This is a genomic window from Polynucleobacter sp. JS-Safj-400b-B2 (assembly GCF_018881975.1).
Classification (GTDB): Bacteria; Pseudomonadota; Gammaproteobacteria; order Burkholderiales; family Burkholderiaceae; genus Polynucleobacter.
Map to the genome: position 1 here is coordinate 249294 of NZ_JACVPJ010000001.1, position 15956 is coordinate 265249.

General features: G+C 44.6%; 22 protein-coding genes. 8 read left to right on the forward strand and 14 right to left on the reverse strand.

The features are described 5' to 3' along the window. Positions 1 to 26: 26 nt before the first annotated feature. Positions 27 to 1127: an alkene reductase gene (locus tag ICN48_RS01275; RefSeq protein WP_216151943.1), complete on the forward strand. Its 1101-nt coding sequence runs from the start codon at positions 27 to 29 to the stop codon at positions 1125 to 1127. Between the two features lie 54 nt (positions 1128 to 1181). Here the strand turns inward: ICN48_RS01275 and ICN48_RS01280 are convergent, their stop codons facing one another. The 5 genes from ICN48_RS01280 to ICN48_RS01300 form a co-directional block, all read right to left on the reverse strand. Further along, on the reverse strand, positions 1182 to 1358 hold the full coding sequence (locus tag ICN48_RS01280) for a hypothetical protein (RefSeq protein ID WP_216151944.1): 177 nt from the start codon (positions 1356 to 1358) through the stop codon (positions 1182 to 1184). 23 nt (positions 1359 to 1381) lie between these two features. After that, positions 1382 to 1918 carry a cytochrome b gene (locus ICN48_RS01285; RefSeq protein ID WP_216151945.1) on the reverse strand — a complete coding sequence of 179 codons (537 nt, stop codon included), beginning with the start codon at positions 1916 to 1918 and terminating at the stop codon, positions 1382 to 1384. Positions 1919 to 2014: 96 nt separating this feature from the next. Beyond that, positions 2015 to 2206, reverse strand: a complete 192-nt coding sequence (locus ICN48_RS01290) for a hypothetical protein (protein WP_216151946.1) — start codon at positions 2204 to 2206, stop codon at positions 2015 to 2017. Between the two features lie 23 nt (positions 2207 to 2229). Continuing rightward, positions 2230 to 2946: a hypothetical protein gene (locus ICN48_RS01295; RefSeq protein ID WP_370624117.1), complete on the reverse strand. Its 717-nt coding sequence runs from the start codon at positions 2944 to 2946 to the stop codon at positions 2230 to 2232. A gap of 84 nt (positions 2947 to 3030) precedes the next feature. Continuing rightward, the gene (locus ICN48_RS01300; protein ID WP_216151947.1) at positions 3031 to 4176 is read right to left on the reverse strand and encodes an L-lactate dehydrogenase; all 1146 of its coding nucleotides are present in this window, start codon (positions 4174 to 4176) and stop codon (positions 3031 to 3033) included. A gap of 146 nt (positions 4177 to 4322) precedes the next feature. Here ICN48_RS01300 and ICN48_RS01305 point away from each other — a divergent pair, with 146 nt between their 5' ends. Both ICN48_RS01305 and ICN48_RS01310 read left to right on the forward strand, forming a co-directional pair. Next, positions 4323 to 5225, forward strand: coding sequence for a DMT family transporter (locus ICN48_RS01305; protein ID WP_216151948.1), 903 nt, complete (start codon positions 4323 to 4325; stop codon positions 5223 to 5225). A gap of 115 nt (positions 5226 to 5340) precedes the next feature. After that, entirely contained in the window at positions 5341 to 6489 is a 1149-nt protein-coding gene (locus tag ICN48_RS01310; protein ID WP_216151949.1) for an aminotransferase class V-fold PLP-dependent enzyme, read from the forward strand. Between the two features lie 85 nt (positions 6490 to 6574). Here the strand turns inward: ICN48_RS01310 and ICN48_RS01315 are convergent, their stop codons facing one another. Continuing rightward, positions 6575 to 7204 carry an FABP family protein gene (locus ICN48_RS01315; RefSeq protein ID WP_216151950.1) on the reverse strand — a complete coding sequence of 210 codons (630 nt, stop codon included), beginning with the start codon at positions 7202 to 7204 and terminating at the stop codon, positions 6575 to 6577. Positions 7205 to 7285: 81 nt separating this feature from the next. Between ICN48_RS01315 and ICN48_RS01320 the strand changes: the two genes are divergently transcribed. Beyond that, positions 7286 to 7564, forward strand: coding sequence for a protein tyrosine phosphatase (locus ICN48_RS01320; protein WP_216151951.1), 279 nt, complete (start codon positions 7286 to 7288; stop codon positions 7562 to 7564). Between the two features lie 20 nt (positions 7565 to 7584). Here the strand turns inward: ICN48_RS01320 and ICN48_RS01325 are convergent, their stop codons facing one another. The 4 genes from ICN48_RS01325 to ICN48_RS01340 all read right to left on the reverse strand — a co-directional run bounded on the left by ICN48_RS01325 (position 7585) and on the right by ICN48_RS01340 (position 10587). Continuing rightward, positions 7585 to 8562 (reverse strand): DMT family transporter, encoded by a 978-nt coding sequence (locus tag ICN48_RS01325; protein WP_216151952.1) that lies wholly within the window; start codon positions 8560 to 8562, stop codon positions 7585 to 7587. Between the two features lie 6 nt (positions 8563 to 8568). After that, positions 8569 to 9450, reverse strand: coding sequence for an NAD(P)H-hydrate dehydratase (locus ICN48_RS01330; protein ID WP_216151953.1), 882 nt, complete (start codon positions 9448 to 9450; stop codon positions 8569 to 8571). A gap of 50 nt (positions 9451 to 9500) precedes the next feature. Next, on the reverse strand, positions 9501 to 10238 hold the full coding sequence (locus ICN48_RS01335; protein WP_216151954.1) for an ABC transporter substrate-binding protein: 738 nt from the start codon (positions 10236 to 10238) through the stop codon (positions 9501 to 9503). Positions 10239 to 10377: 139 nt separating this feature from the next. Then, complete coding sequence (locus ICN48_RS01340) at positions 10378 to 10587, reverse strand: hypothetical protein (RefSeq protein ID WP_216151955.1); 210 nt, start codon at positions 10585 to 10587, stop codon at positions 10378 to 10380. Between the two features lie 165 nt (positions 10588 to 10752). Between ICN48_RS01340 and ICN48_RS01345 the strand changes: the two genes are divergently transcribed. The 3 genes from ICN48_RS01345 to ICN48_RS01355 are packed head-to-tail and all read left to right on the forward strand — an operon-like array spanning position 10753 to position 13402. After that, entirely contained in the window at positions 10753 to 11610 is an 858-nt protein-coding gene (locus ICN48_RS01345) for an LOG family protein (protein ID WP_216151956.1), read from the forward strand. A 28-nt stretch (positions 11611 to 11638) separates the two neighbouring features. Next, positions 11639 to 12151 carry a hypothetical protein gene (locus tag ICN48_RS01350; RefSeq protein WP_216151957.1) on the forward strand — a complete coding sequence of 171 codons (513 nt, stop codon included), beginning with the start codon at positions 11639 to 11641 and terminating at the stop codon, positions 12149 to 12151. 33 nt (positions 12152 to 12184) lie between these two features. Next, positions 12185 to 13402, forward strand: coding sequence for an aminoacetone oxidase family FAD-binding enzyme (locus ICN48_RS01355; protein WP_216151958.1), 1218 nt, complete (start codon positions 12185 to 12187; stop codon positions 13400 to 13402). Between the two features lie 10 nt (positions 13403 to 13412). Here the strand turns inward: ICN48_RS01355 and ICN48_RS01360 are convergent, their stop codons facing one another. Both ICN48_RS01360 and ICN48_RS01365 read right to left on the reverse strand, forming a co-directional pair. Then, positions 13413 to 14174, reverse strand: coding sequence for a TerC family protein (locus ICN48_RS01360; RefSeq protein WP_216151959.1), 762 nt, complete (start codon positions 14172 to 14174; stop codon positions 13413 to 13415). A 109-nt stretch (positions 14175 to 14283) separates the two neighbouring features. Then, entirely contained in the window at positions 14284 to 14673 is a 390-nt protein-coding gene (locus ICN48_RS01365; RefSeq protein WP_216151960.1) for a group II truncated hemoglobin, read from the reverse strand. Between the two features lie 104 nt (positions 14674 to 14777). On the opposite strand from ICN48_RS01365, the gene ICN48_RS01370 reads away from it, so the two are divergent. After that, positions 14778 to 15305, forward strand: coding sequence for a phasin family protein (locus ICN48_RS01370; protein ID WP_216151961.1), 528 nt, complete (start codon positions 14778 to 14780; stop codon positions 15303 to 15305). 51 nt (positions 15306 to 15356) lie between these two features. Here ICN48_RS01370 and ICN48_RS01375 read toward each other — a convergent pair whose 3' ends face one another. Then, complete coding sequence (locus ICN48_RS01375; protein ID WP_216151962.1) at positions 15357 to 15578, reverse strand: TIGR02450 family Trp-rich protein; 222 nt, start codon at positions 15576 to 15578, stop codon at positions 15357 to 15359. Positions 15579 to 15599: 21 nt separating this feature from the next. Continuing rightward, the gene (locus ICN48_RS01380) at positions 15600 to 15917 is read right to left on the reverse strand and encodes a hypothetical protein (protein ID WP_216151963.1); all 318 of its coding nucleotides are present in this window, start codon (positions 15915 to 15917) and stop codon (positions 15600 to 15602) included. Between the last annotated feature and the right edge of the window lie 39 nt (positions 15918 to 15956).

Consider the following 15956-nt stretch of genomic DNA (forward strand, 5'->3'; position numbering starts at 1 on the left):
TTCATTACTTAATTAAAAGGCAGCAAATGTCAGGCAAAGAAATCATGTTCACTCCGGTAAGTCTCGGATCCATTCAATTAAAAAACCGCTTAGTGATGGCACCGCTTACTAGAATGCGTGCAGTCGACGGAGATGTGTCGAGCCCTTTGGCAAAAACGTATTACGCGCAGCGAGCGAGTGCTGGACTCATTATTACTGAGGCTACACAAATTTCTCCTTTGGGTAAAGGTTACCCGGCTACACCTGGAATTTATTCTGCAGAGCAAACTGCGGCCTGGAAAGAGATTGTTGCAGCTGTTCATGCTAAGGGAGGCGCAATTGTTGCTCAGCTATGGCATGTGGGTCGTATCTCCCACTCTTCCTTGCATCCAGAACAAGGTGTACCTGAGGCGCCATCAGCAATTGCTGCAGCCGGTCAAACCTATGGTGCTGATTGGCAGCTACATGACTACGAGACACCAAAGGCAATGAGTGCGGAAGATATTGTGCGTTTACTTAAAGAGTTTGAGATTGCCGCACAAAATGCAAAAGCTGCTGGCTTTGACGGTATTGAGATTCATTCGGCCAATGGTTATTTGCTAGATCAGTTCTTACAGGACAAAACGAATCAACGTACTGATGAATATGGTGGCTCGATTGAGAATCGCCTGCGCTTATTAGGTCAAGTGATTGAGGCTGTTAGCAAGGTATTTCCAAGTGATAAGGTGGGGGTTCGCCTCTCACCCTACGGCACCTTTAACGATATGGGCGATAGCGATCCAGTTGCTTTATTTACTGCCGCAATTCATAAGCTCAATGGCTATAAATTGGCATACGTCCACATGATTGAACCTCGATCAACCAGCGCTGGCGGTGGCGACCAGGTACTTGAAGATGCTCCAATTACCTCTGAAATGTTCCGGGCGGCCTATCAAGGTAAGTTCATTTCTGCTGGTGGCTATGACCAGGCGATGGGCGAGAAAGTGTTAGAAGATGGTTTGGCTGATGCGGTTGCTTATGGACGACTCTATATTGCTAATCCAGATTTGGCAGAGAGATTCCAGCAGGGTGCTGCCCTCAATCCTTACAACCGCGCTACTTTTTATGGCGGTGAGGAAGTCGGTTACACAGACTATCCAAGTCTGTAATACAAATCTCAAATCTTGGGGTGTTTAAAAGTAATCCCACCTAAACGGGTGGGATTATTTTTTGTCTTCAGGATCTTTTAAAAGATCGTATTGATTAGCCGCTAGTAGTAAGGCCAGAGATGCGCAGCCCATTGCAAAAAATTGCCACTGGTGCAGCATCGCAGTTCCCACCACAGTCATTAAGACCGTCCAGCCGATTGCCATTTTGGCTTTTTTAGAGAGTGGCTTCATTTATTCATTACCCCAGCTTTAGTTTAGGCACGTACTTTATTCAACATACGACGAAGTGTATCGTCCTTGATGACGTAATGTTGCCACAAACCTGCTAAGGCATGGATACCAATTAAAAAGTAGAGTGAATTTCCTAGGAACTCATGAATGCCTTCAACTACTTTTTTCATCTCTGGATTTGGCGCAACGAACTGAGGCCATACCAAGCCGAAGAAGTGGATTTCTTTGCCACCATACTGAAAGTACAGTAGACCAAAGATAGGGGATATCAAAAGCAGGGAATATAGTAACCAATGCATTGCTGTGGCTAATGAAGCAAATAATGCTTTTGGATTTGTGGGCTTAGGAACGCCATAAGTACAGCGCACTATCAGGCGTAGAGCCATGGCTAAAAAAATGAGCTGGCCGATGACGCCATGTACCGTTTTGCATGGCTCGCGAGGCTCACTTCCCTTGGGAAACTGCCCTTTAAGCTCAATGACTATAAAGGCGGAAATAACCAGAACAAAAACAAACCAATGGAAAAATATGGAAGCTGGGTGATATTTGGTTTTTGACATGAGCGCTAGGAGTTATGTGGATTCATTATAAATGATAATGAATCTCATTAACATTGGCTACTTCAGGGACTCTCTCCCTGAAGTAGCCCCCAAATCTCAGTTATTCAGCCTTACTTTGGCACTCAGCTCATTGGCTGCACCGCGTTTATCTATTTGAGAGAGTCTAAGGGCTTCAACTTCAAAGTCCAGTTGCCCTGGATGAAATTCTTCGTCATTTTGAAGGTGAATGACATAGGTCCAGACTAGCTCACGGCCACGGTTTTTAAAGACATCCACTACACGTTTCATCTGTACCGCCTTTATGGTGAAGCTTATTTATTGCTGATAGATGGCCTGATTGCATCCATCTGTTGGGTTAAGTTCATTTTTAACGCTCTTAAGTTTCTAGCCTCAATGCGGATAACTCCGCCTCTCGGACTATCAATATCAGCGATTAAAAAGAAGGACACTGAGATGACAAATGGGAAGATCATGAATAAACCAATATTCTTCTCAAAATTACGAGCGCCGAATCCGACTAGGAGGTTTGCGCAAATGGCGATCGCCGCCATCAATGCCCATGCTGTTAGTGGAATCCGGTTCCACCAAGCTGCCTGAACATAACCCTGAGAATTAAAAACATCATTCATGCCCGAAGCAACTATTGCCATAGTTGGTGTAGTTTGTGTTTTAACTGATGGAAGAATTTCATTCCATAGGGCAGTCTGTAGTTGATCTGTTTTGCTACGAATGTCTTGAGTTTTTTCTGGAGTCTGCCTTGAGTAAAACAGAATGCGTTGATCTACATATTGCATCAGCAAATCTTTTGTTGCTTCTGATGCCTTCTGGGGCAATATATCCGCTCTTAAGAGTTCGGTGCCAATGGCATTTGCTTCGCCTTCCTCAAGTACCTCACGCTGATCATGGCGATCAATAGCCATTGAGAAAGTAAACCCAATAATTAAGGCAAGCAAGGTTAAGGTAGCGGTCTGAATGATGCCGAGGTCTGCAGAGGTTTCGGTATCTTTAGTGCGGTAACGGCTCAGCACGGCATATCCAAACCAAACAGCAAAAGCAAAGGCTAGGAATGAAACCGCAAAAACAGCAAGTGGGTAATTTAAGAGGTGAAAAATTTAAAAGGTCCCCGGATACAAAATATCTTTAGTCACATTTTGGATATCGCGATGACCTGTAAAAGCCATAGTGATATCTAGCTCATTGTGAATAATCTCTAAACACTTGGTAACCCCAGCTTCACCCATGGCGCCTAAGCCATAAAGGAATGGGCGGCCAATCATCGTACCGCGTGCACCTAAGGCCCACGCTTTTAAAACATCTTGACCTGAACGAATACCGCCATCCATCCATACTTCAATATCTTTACCAACTGCATCCACAATTCCAGGTAAAGCTTTAATACTGGAGATGGCGCCATCTAATTGACGACCGCCATGGTTAGAAACAATTAATGCATCCGCTCCAGAGTCTGCTGCCAAGCGAGCATCGCCTTCATCTAGGATGCCTTTGATGATGAGCTTTCCGCCCCAGAGCTTTTTAATCCACTCCACATCACCCCAATTAAGACCTGGATCAAATTGCTCAGCAGTCCAAGAGGATAGGGAGGACATATTGCCTACGCCAGTAGCGTGCCCAACAATATTGCGAAAGGTTCTGCGCGGTGTCATTGCCATTCCCATGCACCAACGTGGCTTGGTGGCCATATTGATCATATTGGCAATCGTTAGTTTGGGAGGGGCCGAGAGACCGTTTTTTAAATCCTTGTGGCGTTGACCCAAGATTTGTAAATCTAATGTCAGTACCAGCGCAGAACATTTAGCTGCTTTAGCGCGTTCAATCAGGCGCTCAATAAAGCCGCGATCTTTCATGACATACAGTTGAAACCAAAATGGTTTCGTAGTGCGCTCCGCCACATCTTCAATTGAGCAAATACTCATGGTGGATAAACAAAATGGCACACCAAACTTTTCGGCAGCCTTGGCCGCCAATATTTCACCATCAGCATGCTGCATTCCGGTGAGACCAGTAGGCGCAAGAGCGACTGGCATGGCAACTTCTTGGCCGATCATAGTTGTCTTAGTGGTGCGGTTGGTCATGTTCACTGCGACACGCTGACGAAGCTTAATCTTTTGAAAATCGGACTCATTGGCTCGGTAGGTTGATTCAGTCCACGAACCGGAATCAGCATAGTCATAGAACATCTTGGGGGTGCGTTTTTGATGGAGGACCCGCAAGTCTTCTATATTGGTAATGATTGCCACAATGATTCCTTCTGTTTAATGCTATTTTATTGGAGCAAAAGCTTAATTTAAGCTCTATCTTAGCAATACCGGGGATTTGTTTCTACAATGCTAGGGTATCCCTTGCTTGGGAACCCCAAATAACTACTTCCCCAATAAGTTGCTGAATGCACCAACTGAATTTCTCCACCATTTTTTACTTGCTCACTGCTACTGCCTTATGGGCAGGTAATGCAATTTCTGGGCGTGTTTTGGTGGGTAGCATCTCCCCGATTACCTTAAGTGCAGTACGTTGGGGATTAGCCGCCTTGCTTTTACTTCCTTTGGGCTGGCGTGTCTTTACGCCAGGAAGCGATTTGTGGCAAAACAAGAAACGTTTCCTTTTTTTGGGTCTATTTGGAGTGGGCAGCTATAACGTGTTGCTCTATCTTGCGCTTCAAACCTCCACCGCCATTAATGTCACCTTGATTGGTGCCAGCATGCCGATATGGATGTTATTTATTGGCGCAGTGTTTTATCAGGTTAAGCCAAGCATCTTACAAATGATTGGCGCAGTGGTCAGTTTGCTTGGCGTTGGCATCGTGCTTACGCGAGGTGATCTGTCTACATTGTTATCTATGGAAATGGTGGTGGGCGATCTTTTAATCATGTTGGCCACAATCTTGTGGGCTACTTACAGCTGGATGTTAAGTCGTCCGGGTTCGAGTACAGAACGTCAATGGCCATGGGCTGAATTTTTAATGGCGCAAGTTACGATAGGTCTTTTATGGACAGGTTTTTTTGACGGATTTGAAATCGCAGCAGGACATGCCTTTATTGATCTCAATTGGTGGACTGCGTCTTTAATTATCTTCGTTGCTATTGGCCCCTCGCTGATTGCCTATCGTTGCTGGGGTTTGGGTGTTACTGGAGCGGGCCCTACGGTCGCTGCCTTTTTTGCCAATTTCATACCCTTGTTTACAGCACTTTTATCAGCAGCCATGTTGGGCGAGCCCCCACAGCTTTTCCATGGCCTGGCCTTTGCTCTGATTGTTGCTGGCATTGTGATTTCCTCAAAACGAGCCAGGTAAAACTGGGAAAACAGTCGAAAATGCCCTTTTAGGAGGGGTTTTAGAGCCAAGCCCCCAAAAAAGTCTTAAATCGGTATCATTTAGGGCTAATCACTGAAATCCCTAGGAAATTACTATGCCAGGCTTACTCCCCAATGTTGATCCAGACGGTTTATTAGAGTTCTCGGTTGTTTACACCGACCGCTCTTTGAATCACATGTCTGAAGAGTTCAAGCGTGTAATGGTCGACATTTCTAGCGTTCTCAAAGACGCATATAACGCCAGCTCTGCAGTTATTGTTCCAGGTAGCGGCACTTTTGGTATGGAAGCGGTTGCGCGCCAATTTGCAAACAATGAGAAATGCTTGGTTTTGCGTAATGGCTGGTTTAGCTATCGTTGGACACAAATTTTTGATTTAGCCCACATCACCAAGGATGTCACCGTTCTCAAGGGTCATCAATTGGAAGATTCAGTGCAGGGTGTATTTGCACCAGCGCCCATTGAAGAAGTGGTGGCCTATATCAAGAAAGAAAAACCTGCGGTTGTCTTTGCGCCGCACGTAGAAACTTCTGCGGGCATCATTCTTCCAGATGACTACCTCAAAGCAGTTGGTGAGGCAGTACGCTCTGTAAATGGTTTATTTGTATTGGATTGCATTGCCTCTGGCGCAATGTGGGTGGATATGAAGGCTTGCAATGTTGATGTACTGATTACTGCACCACAAAAAGGTTGGAGTAGTTCACCATGTTGCGCATTGATTGCTCTTGGGGATCGCGCACGTGAACGTATTGATGCAACTCAAAGCAGCAGCTTCTCTATGGACTTAAAGAAATGGCTGCAGATTATGGAAGCCTACGAAAAGGGCGGTCACGTGTATCACACGACTATGCCTACTGACGCCTTGAAGATTTTACGTAATGTGATGAAAGAAACTCAATCCCTCGGCTTTGCAGCGTTAAAAGACAAGCAAGTGGAGTTGGGTGCTAAAGTGCGTAATTTATTGATATCTAAAGGTTACAGCTCTGTAGCGGCTAAGGGCTTCCAAGCCCCTGGCGTAGTTGTTAGCTACACCAAGGATCCTGATATTCAATCCGGCAAGAAGTTTATTGCGCTGGGTATGCAAACTGCTGCAGGCGTTCCTTTGCAGTGTGATGAGCGAGCTGATTTCCGCACCTTCCGTCTTGGATTGTTTGGTTTGGAGAAGTTGGCGAATGTTGATCGCACAGTTGGACATCTCGCTACTGCATTAGAAAAAATTACCGAGACTGAAGCTCAGCCTGCATAATTAATTTTGGCAGTGAAGCATTAAACAATAAAGGCCATCAGACGATGGCCTTTATTGCATCTGACAAATTAAATTGATCAGTTGCTTATCTAGCCAATGGATTGGGAGTGGCATCACCAATTTTATGAAGCACATTATTATCAACGTGATGAAATAACTCCGCCTGATCTTTAATCTTCATAACGGTATCTTGCTCATAAGACCAAGTACCATCATCATGAATCGAAACCTGAATACGAAACTCCACCGTTCTAAATGCGTAATTTAAGAATGGGTTGGATGATATGCCTGCACAAGGATCATGTTCTTTAGCATTCAACTCAAATTGTTTTGCATCTGGCGCAGCTTTTCCGCTTGCCATAGTGATCATGCCGCGCGGTATTGAGAGAGTGTGAATTACGCTGCCGGTCGCGGGTTCCCATAACCAATAGCCCACTTGATCGTGATAGGTCTTGACTTGATCGGGTTTGGTTATGAGGGTGTGATAACGCAAGCCATAAAATAATTGGGGCCCATTCGTTTGGGGGTCAATCGGTTGAAGCTCAATGTGCTCTACATAAGCTTGCTTCTTGGGGCCTTCAGCCTTGGGTTTGATATCCAAGCCACGTATACCTTCCCAGATTCCGGCCATGCCAGTCAAGGGGCCAAGTTGCTCTAAGGTATTAACCGAATAGCCTTGAGGTTCGGTAAAGATATCACTTGGAAATTTACTCATGCGCAACCTTTTAAAAATGAAGCATTAATATCAAATTTTTGAGTATTATCAAATTATCCACAAACTTTCTTGGAGAATTGCATGATTTCACGTATTGCTCGCTTGAGCCTGGCCTCCCTTATTTCTGCTGCTATCGGCATTGCTCCAATTTCTGTAATGGCTGCTGACCCAGCTCCTGCAACAACACCAGCTGCCGCACCTACAGCTACTCCGGTTGCTGCACCTGCCGCAACTCCAGCCGAGAAGTCTGCTGAGAAGAAGGCGAAGAAAAAAGCAAAGAAAGAAAAGAAGGCTGAGAAAAAAGCGAAAAAGAAATCTAAAAAGAAAGCCAAGGCAGCTGCCGACGCCGCAACTCAGTAAGGCGCTTAAATGAGCCCCTCTTAATTGAGAGGTTCTGCCCCATCTAAGTCATCAGATCTTTTTGCGTCTGGTGACTTTTTTGTTGGGGTATCGTTGCGTACTAATAGCCACATCGCCGCCATAACCAAAGTCATACCGCTAATTTGCGTCCATGTAATGGGTTCTGAGAGAACTAAATATCCCATAAAGATGGTTGATACTGGGCCCAGTATTCCGGCTTGTGCTACCAAGGGTGACCCAATGCGGTTAATAGCAATCATGATTAAGAGCATGGGAATAACAGTGCAAAAACTGGCATTTAGAAGGCTGAACCAATAGATCTGCGGTAACTGTTCAAAAATAGCCGAAGGATTGTGAATGGTTGACTGCGTAATACTCAAAATAGCCGAAGCTGAGCTGGCATAGACAACCAAACGTACGCTACCGATACGTTTCACCATCTCGCCTGCGCCAATCATGTAGGCAGCATAGGAGCAGGCACTGCCAAATACGAGAGCCATGCCTAGCCAAGCGCTCAAACCAGTAGAGCTGGCATCTTGGATGAAGACGATAAAAACCCCAATGTAGCCTACGATCAGTGCATACCACTGCAAGCGCGATATCGGTTTTTTTAAAACAAAATAAGAGATCAACAGAACAATCGTCGGTGTGAGATACAGAACAATTCTCTCAAGGCCAACCGAGATATATTGAAGTCCTAAGAAGTCGATATAGCTTGATAAAAAGTATCCCAAAAATCCGAGGAAAAATAATTTACCGCGATCAAGCCAAGTAATGGGGCTCATTTTTTTTCGGCGAGATTCCCACCAGAATATTCCCCAAAATAAGGGAAGGGCCATCAGCATGCGTAAGGCTAAAAGGGTTTCTGCGTTCGCACCGTATTCAAATGCTAGCTTCACCAGAATAGCTTTTCCTGAGAAAAGCATAGAGCCTACTCCGGCCATCAAAATGCCATAGAGGTAGCGTCGATGATGGTGAGCTGCGCTTACGGAATGCATACCGATTTATAACAGTTTATTGAGAAGCGCCCGCATTTCTAAAATGGTTTCGGTAGGGGTAAGACCAATGGGGCCAACTCCTTTGCTCACCAGGCTATCTGCCGCTTTGGCATGGAGCTCAACTGCAATCCCAGTGGCTTGCCATAGATCTAGCTGATGTCGGACTCCTTGACCGGCAATAGCGGCAATGCTTCCCGTCAAAATATCTCCCATGCCACCAGTGCCCATACCGGGGTTGCCTGCGAGGCATTGAACAGGTAAATGCTGTGGTGAGGCAATGAGGGTGTACTGCCCCTTGAGAACCACAATCGATTGTGTGAGCTCAATGAGTCCTTGTATTGCATCTACGCGATTGTCTTGAACTATCTCTGTCGTGGTTCTTAAAAGCTTGGCTGCCTCGCCGGGATGAGGGGTTAAAACGGTAAGCCCAGGAAAATCGGAGTTTCGTTTCTGTAAACTGGCCAATAATTGATTAGACTCGCTAATGAGATTCAACGCATCTGCATCAACAACCAAAGGAATGTTGGGAAAAGAAAGTGTTTCACGCAGCCATTGAGCAGCTAATTCAGATTTACCAAGACCTGGACCTATGGCAATGACATCAGGCTTTGAAGCACTGAGTGTTTCATGAATATTTTCGGTAGCAAGGCGAATCATCAATTCCGGTTGATTGGCATCAGCATGCGCTGAGGCAGGGTCTAACATTTCTAAGATAGTCCAGCCAGCACCAAGATGTAAGCAGGCATTGCCCGCCAAAATAAGAGCACCAGCCATTCCTGGAGCGCCACCTATTAAAACGACTTTGCCCGCATTACCTTTGTGTTCTGCGGGTTTGCGTTTTAGGCGCGTAACGACAGAGAGGGTGTCGAGTGTAGTGGGGGAAGTCATAAGCACAGTATCGTACTAAATGGAGTGCCAACCCACGAATACATGTTAATTTATTCGGCTACTTTTGCGCCTTGGATGATGTGTCGTTTCATGGCTTTCGCAACAAATCCAGATTGCTTTAACTCGGTGATGACATTGCTCAAATAAACATTTGTACTTTCATAGTTAGTTCTGGCCTTCGGAATACCAATCGCTTGATTAATCACCATGAAACGTCCAGGAAGCATCCGCAGTCCTTGATAGCGCTTTGCATCACTCTCAAGTTGTTGCTTTACGCCAGCTGCCACATTACCTTTACCAGACATAAAATCATCAATGACGGTTTGTGAACTTTCTGAACGTAACAGGGTGGCATTTTTAATCTCGCGCGTTAGATAAAGATCATAAGCACTCCCTTTGCCAACTACGATTTCATTTCCCATAACATCTACTTCAACATTACTCTTAAGGGGTGAGCCGACCTTCACCATATAAGCCCCTTCAATTTGAATATAGGCAGGTGTATAGCTAATATCGGCGCCACGAACGGGATCGATTGCCACAAACACTAAGTCGATATCCCCAGTCTTAACGGCATCAACCGTTGCGCCCGCAGTCTTCAATGGAATGAGTTTCACTGGCAATGAAGTTCGTTTGCCAATTTCATTGGCTATATCAATCGTCACACCAGACAGATTTTTTGATACAGGATCTTCGCTGGCAAGAATTGGGTTGCCTAAATTAATGCCAACACGCAGAGTACCGGTTGGCGCAAAAGAGGAGAGTGATTTGGAATCTATAGTTTTCATAGCGAGAGATGATTGACTATTAGTAAATTGAGGTAAGCACAGGAGTGCAATGGGTATGACTAATGAAAATATTGGTTTCATCAAAATATGGAGATAAAAAAACCGCGGAGAACCGCGGTTTTATATACAAAAGAAGAAGTTACTTCTTAGCGTCAGCTGCAGGCGCAGCGGCTGGAGCGGCTGGAGCTGCTGGAACTGCTGGAGCATCTTTCTTGGCATCTTCCATATGGGCAGCTTCTGCACCATGCTTTTCGCCACCCATGTCAACGTCGCCATCGCCTTTGAGGAGTAAATAGGCTGTGGCACCAACTAATACTAGTACCATGATGATGATTGAACGGTTGCTCATTGCTTTTCCTTCGATTTAGTTGAAATTAGGGCAATATTAACTCGGGATAGGCCCTGGGTAAATCCCAACAATCCCTAGAGTCCGATATCTTTGGTCTAACTAGGTATTAACACTAATTTAGGGCGCGAGTTAAGATGGCTCCATATTCACCAAGAGGGTTGCAATATGAGTCCAAAACTCCCTGTTCATAACTCACAGACTATTACTGAGTTTTTGAATCTTCATCAAAGTCAAATATCAGAAGAAAACTCAGACGATTCTTATAAGTTTGCTTTTGATGATGAAGCGTTTCTAGCTCGAAGAGAAACGATGGGTATTCGCTTTGAGCTGGAGTTGCTCAAACCTGAGGTCTTACTCAAAGAGCACAGCATTGAACATACGATTACCGTTTTTGGCTCAACCCGTTTTGTGAGTCATGAACAGGCAATGGAGTTGAAAGAGCGAGCTAAAACTCCAGAAGAGATTGCGCTTGCTAATAAGGCCTTACTTCATAGCGAGTATTACGAGTCTGCAAGACAGTTTGGCTCGGTAGTAGCTCATTACAATGCCACCCAAAAGAGCGATTCAAATAAGCTACATATTTGCACGGGTGGTGGCCCTGGCATTATGGAGGCCGTCAATCGCGGGGCATTTGAGGCGGGCGATAAAACCATTGGTTTCAATATCAGTCTTCCCAGGGAACAGCAACCCAATCAGTACATTAGCCCAGGACTGAGTTTTCGTTTTCATTACTTTGCACTGCGCAAGATGCATTTCATGTTGAGAGCTAGGGCAATCGTCGCATATCCAGGAGGCTTTGGCTCCTTTGATGAGTTGTTTGAGGTCTTAACTCTGATCCAAACTAAAAAGGTTGTTCGGATTCCAGTGATATTGGTAGGCAAGAGCTTCTGGAATGAGATGTTGAACTTCAAGGGGATGGTGGAATTTGGTGTCATTGACGAAGAGGATATGCAGAGTATTCACTTTTCAGAGACAGCTGAGGAGGCTTGGCAGGTGATTCAAGACTGGTATCAGTTAGGCTAAGCGCCCTAGCCCCTGTAAAATCAAAACCATGAATCCCACGCAAACTAGCCTTGCTACCTCTCTAGATCTTCCTGGTTACGTCCTGGGTGGCGCCATGTTGTTATTAGTCATGGTTTTCCATGGTGTCGTATTGCTCCAGATTGCCAAGCGGTATGAAGTCAAAACCTTTCTGTATTTAGCTGAGAAGAAATACTCTGCTGTCGCCCTCTGTTTTTACGTTAGCGTCTTCTGTTTGTTCTTGACGCATATTGCTGAAATACTTATTTGGGGTATTGCGTTATATGCATTCAAATTACTGCCTGCATTAGGTCAAAGTATTTTATTTAGCGGTAGCACGTACACCGCAATGGGATTTATGGAAGATATTCTTCCGGATGGTTGGAAGATGCTGGCAGTTATCATCGCATTTTCTGGAATGTTCTCCTTTGCATGGACTGCATCAGTCATGATTTCCATGACCAAGAGCTTCCGTCAGGCCTATACCAAGCTTCACATGAGAAAACTCAATATCTCATCTGACATCATTGATCGATTTGAGTAATTTGAGTAACTTATGGGCAACCGATGAGTAAGCATGAGTAAAGTATGGGATGCCATCATTATTGGTGGCGGTGCTGCAGGTCTATTCTGCGCAGGAGTTGCTGGCCAGTTGGGCAAGAAGGTGCTCGTGCTTGATCATGCAGAAGTTTTAGGGGAAAAGATTCGTATTAGTGGAGGCGGTCGTTGTAACTTCACTAATCTTCATAGCAGCCCAGCCAATTTCCTTTCTCGCAATCAGCATTTTGTTAAAAGTGCGCTTGCTAGATATCCCTCAATGGAATTTATCAAGCTAGTGGCCTCTTATGGGATTAACTACCATGAGAAACATCAGGGTCAATTGTTTTGTGATGACTCTGCTAAACAAATCATTGACATGCTCTTTACCGAATGCGCTAAAGGAAACATCACTATTCGTAATCCAGTCACTGTTCAATCCATTGAGCAGGGGGGTAATGAATGGAAGATCGTTACTAACGCTGGTACCGAAAAATCGAAGTCAGTAGTCATGGCAACTGGAGGTTTACCAGTTCCTGCAATTGGTGCTACTGCTTATTCATTAGATATTGCTAAACAGTTTGCATTGAATGTGATTGATCCGAGGCCTGCATTAGTGCCACTATCTTTTACTGCAGACAATTTTGGTAACCTCAATGACTTAGCTGGCCTGAGTGTCCCAGTTAGGATTGCATCGGGTTCAAAAGGCCATCGTTATGGCGCTTGTAGATTTAACGAGGATCTTCTGCTTACCCATAAAGGACTTTCTGGTCCTGCAGTGCTTCAGGCAAGTAGCTATTGGGAAGAGGGCGAGCCGATTCATATTGATTGGCTTGGGGCTATCGAGCGTCCCGGTGGATTTAATTGCGATGAACTATTTAATAATGAAGAGAATCGTTTGAAATTAACTGAAACGATTTTGGCCTCAGTTCTACCCCAGCGGTTGGCAAAAGCATTTGCAGATCAAAAAGGTTTAACTGGTCGCAAATGGGTGGAAGTTTCTAAAAAGGATCGTCAGGCTCTCAAAGAGCTCATTACGAACTGGTCAGTGAAACCGGCGGGTACCTTGGGTTGGAAAAAGGCTGAGGTCATGCTAGGTGGTGTAGATACTAAAGAGCTTGACGGCCAAACCATGATGTCACGCAAACACCCGGGATTATTCTTTATCGGCGAATGCGTAGATGTCACCGGCCACTTAGGTGGACATAACTTCCAATGGGCCTGGGCAAGCGGTTTTGCTTGTGCTCAGGCCGTATAAAAACCAGCCCTTATCTGGTTTGCTTTTTCTTTTCTCGCGAGCGAATGTTTAAAAGCTCGACTGCCAGAGAAAACGCCATTGCGACGTAGACATATCCTTTTGGAATATGCACTCCCATACCCTCAGCGATTAACACTACTCCTACAACCGTTAGAAACGATAGAGCCAGTACTTTGATTGAGGGGTGGCGATGTACAAAATCTCCAATCGGTTTGGCTGCAATTAACATGATCAGGACAGATGCTAGAACCGCTGCGATCATGACACTAATTTGATCGACCATACCTACAGCGGTGATTACGCTATCTAGAGAGAAAATAATATCTAGCAAGCCAATTTGTAGAACGGAGCCAATAAACAAAAAGAGCATTGACTTGGCATTCTTGTTCCCCTCAGATACGCCTTGCTCCTCGCCGTGATCGCCTACCTCGACCTCTACGTAAATTTCTTTAGAGGCTTTCCAGATTAAGAAGAATCCACCCAGTAGCAAGATTAAATCTCTACCGCTAATGGATTTATCAGTAATGCTAAAGATTGGTTCGGTAAGGCCCATTACCCATGAAAGACTGAGCAATAAAAGAATACGAGTGACCAAGGCAAAAATCAGACCAAAGCGACGTACCTTCTCACGAATCTCTAAGGGAAGCCTGTTGGCGATAACGCTGATAAAAATAATGTTATCGATGCCTAGAATAATCTCCAGGGCAGAAAGTGTCAGAAAAGCGATCCAAGCATTAGGGTCGCTCAGAAGCTGCATAAAACTTTCAATCATTTTTTACTTTGCTGTTATGGCCTTATTGCAAAGTGTATCCAAGTAAATGAAATGTACCTCTTAATATATAAGCCCATACCGACTATCGGGATATTGCTTGGGCTAATTACTAGTTTGGCTGATTTCTCATCCAGTCAGCAGTATTGAAAAAGGATTCTTCTAGTTGCTTGGCAGCGATACCCTCAATGCCACAATCTTCCATGGCTTTATACATACAGGCTAGCCATTGATTGCGTTCTTTTAAGCCAATCTTGAATGGGAGATGGCGGGCTCTTAGCATTGGGTGACCATATTTAGGGGAATAGATATCGGGACCGCCCATCCACCCAGTCAGGAAGAATTTGAGCTTTTCACGAGAGCTCGAAAGGTCTTGGGGGTGCATAGCCCGAAGATCCCCAAAATTTGGTTCTAGGGCCATTAAATCGTAAAACCGATCCACTAATTGGTCAATTCGGTCTATTCCGCCTATGGATTCATATATTGATATTTTTTCACTCATTTTGTCATTTTAATGGGGTAAATTCGGGGAATTGGCAGTTACACAAATTCGGTATAGAGTTAAACATCGAAGTTTCATTAACCCTTGTTTATAGGAGTGCAGGAATGGATGCTAAAGAACTACAAAAATGGCAACGTGAAAAGGCTAAAGAGCTTTTTGATTACTCACATACTCTTTTAGAGGCTGCCAAGAAATTAAGTGAACATCATTTGGCTGAGGTTGAGTGGGGCGTCAAAAATGCCTTAGACAGCGCCAAGTCAGCCGCTAAAAATGATTTAGCTAAATTAAAAGACTTGCAGGAAGAGGCTGCCAAGGAAGCTGCCAAGCGTGCGGCTGCTTATCAAAAGAAAGTGAAGTCGGTTTTGAAAGAGCTTGGTGATGGGGCTGCGGATGAAACCGAGAAACATTTAGAAAAGGTTCGAAGCTCATTGGTTGGTTGGCTTGAGGATGCTGAAAACAAAATGCCAGCTCATGCCGATAAGCTTTCCAAGGTTGTTCATGAAATGTCCACTACAGGACAAAACATGTTCAAAGAGGGGCGCCGTATTGTTAATGAAGTGGCTGAGACTGCAGAAAAAAATATTGACGACTTGGTTAAAAAAACTGGGACCAAAAAGAAGTCGGATGAATAGTAACTTTTACTGATGTGAATACGAAAACCGCCTCATCACTGGGGCGGTTTTTTATTGCCAGCCTTGCAACCAAAGCTCGCTATTGGTGAGATCACGCCAGGCGATTTGCGTAGTCTTCTTGGAAAAGACTGCCTCTATTTCTACAAACTCAATTTTTTCGCTTGGAGGTTCAGGAAGAATGACCTTGCTGACTAAGAAATGCTTTTGTTTAGCAATAGGATTTACTGCTGTCCACTTAGTTAGGAGTAATTTCTTGGGACTTAATCGATTCATGATGGGTTTTTAAAGCAATTCTTATAAAGCAGTGCACGAAAACTCTTGCCCCTGGATCAGGAGCAATCCAGAGGAGGGTGTAAATGTTGCGCTAGATTGGGTAGTTTGGGCTGGACACTTTTGATCAAAATAACTTTCATTGCCCAGGCTTCCACAGTAATCCAATTTATCACCTTTAAATTCCATTTGGGCTTTGCGAAGCACCATGGGAATCTTCCCATCGCTAGTTGAACTGCAATTCCAGCTGGTGTAAACCTCTCGTTCGCAGGCGCATAAGCCCAAGAGAATTGAAAGGCTGGCTATTAGGCGAATATAGGAAGTTTTGTTATGAATGAACATGCCCTAAGAATAGTGATTTTTTCAATATTCTGCCCAAGA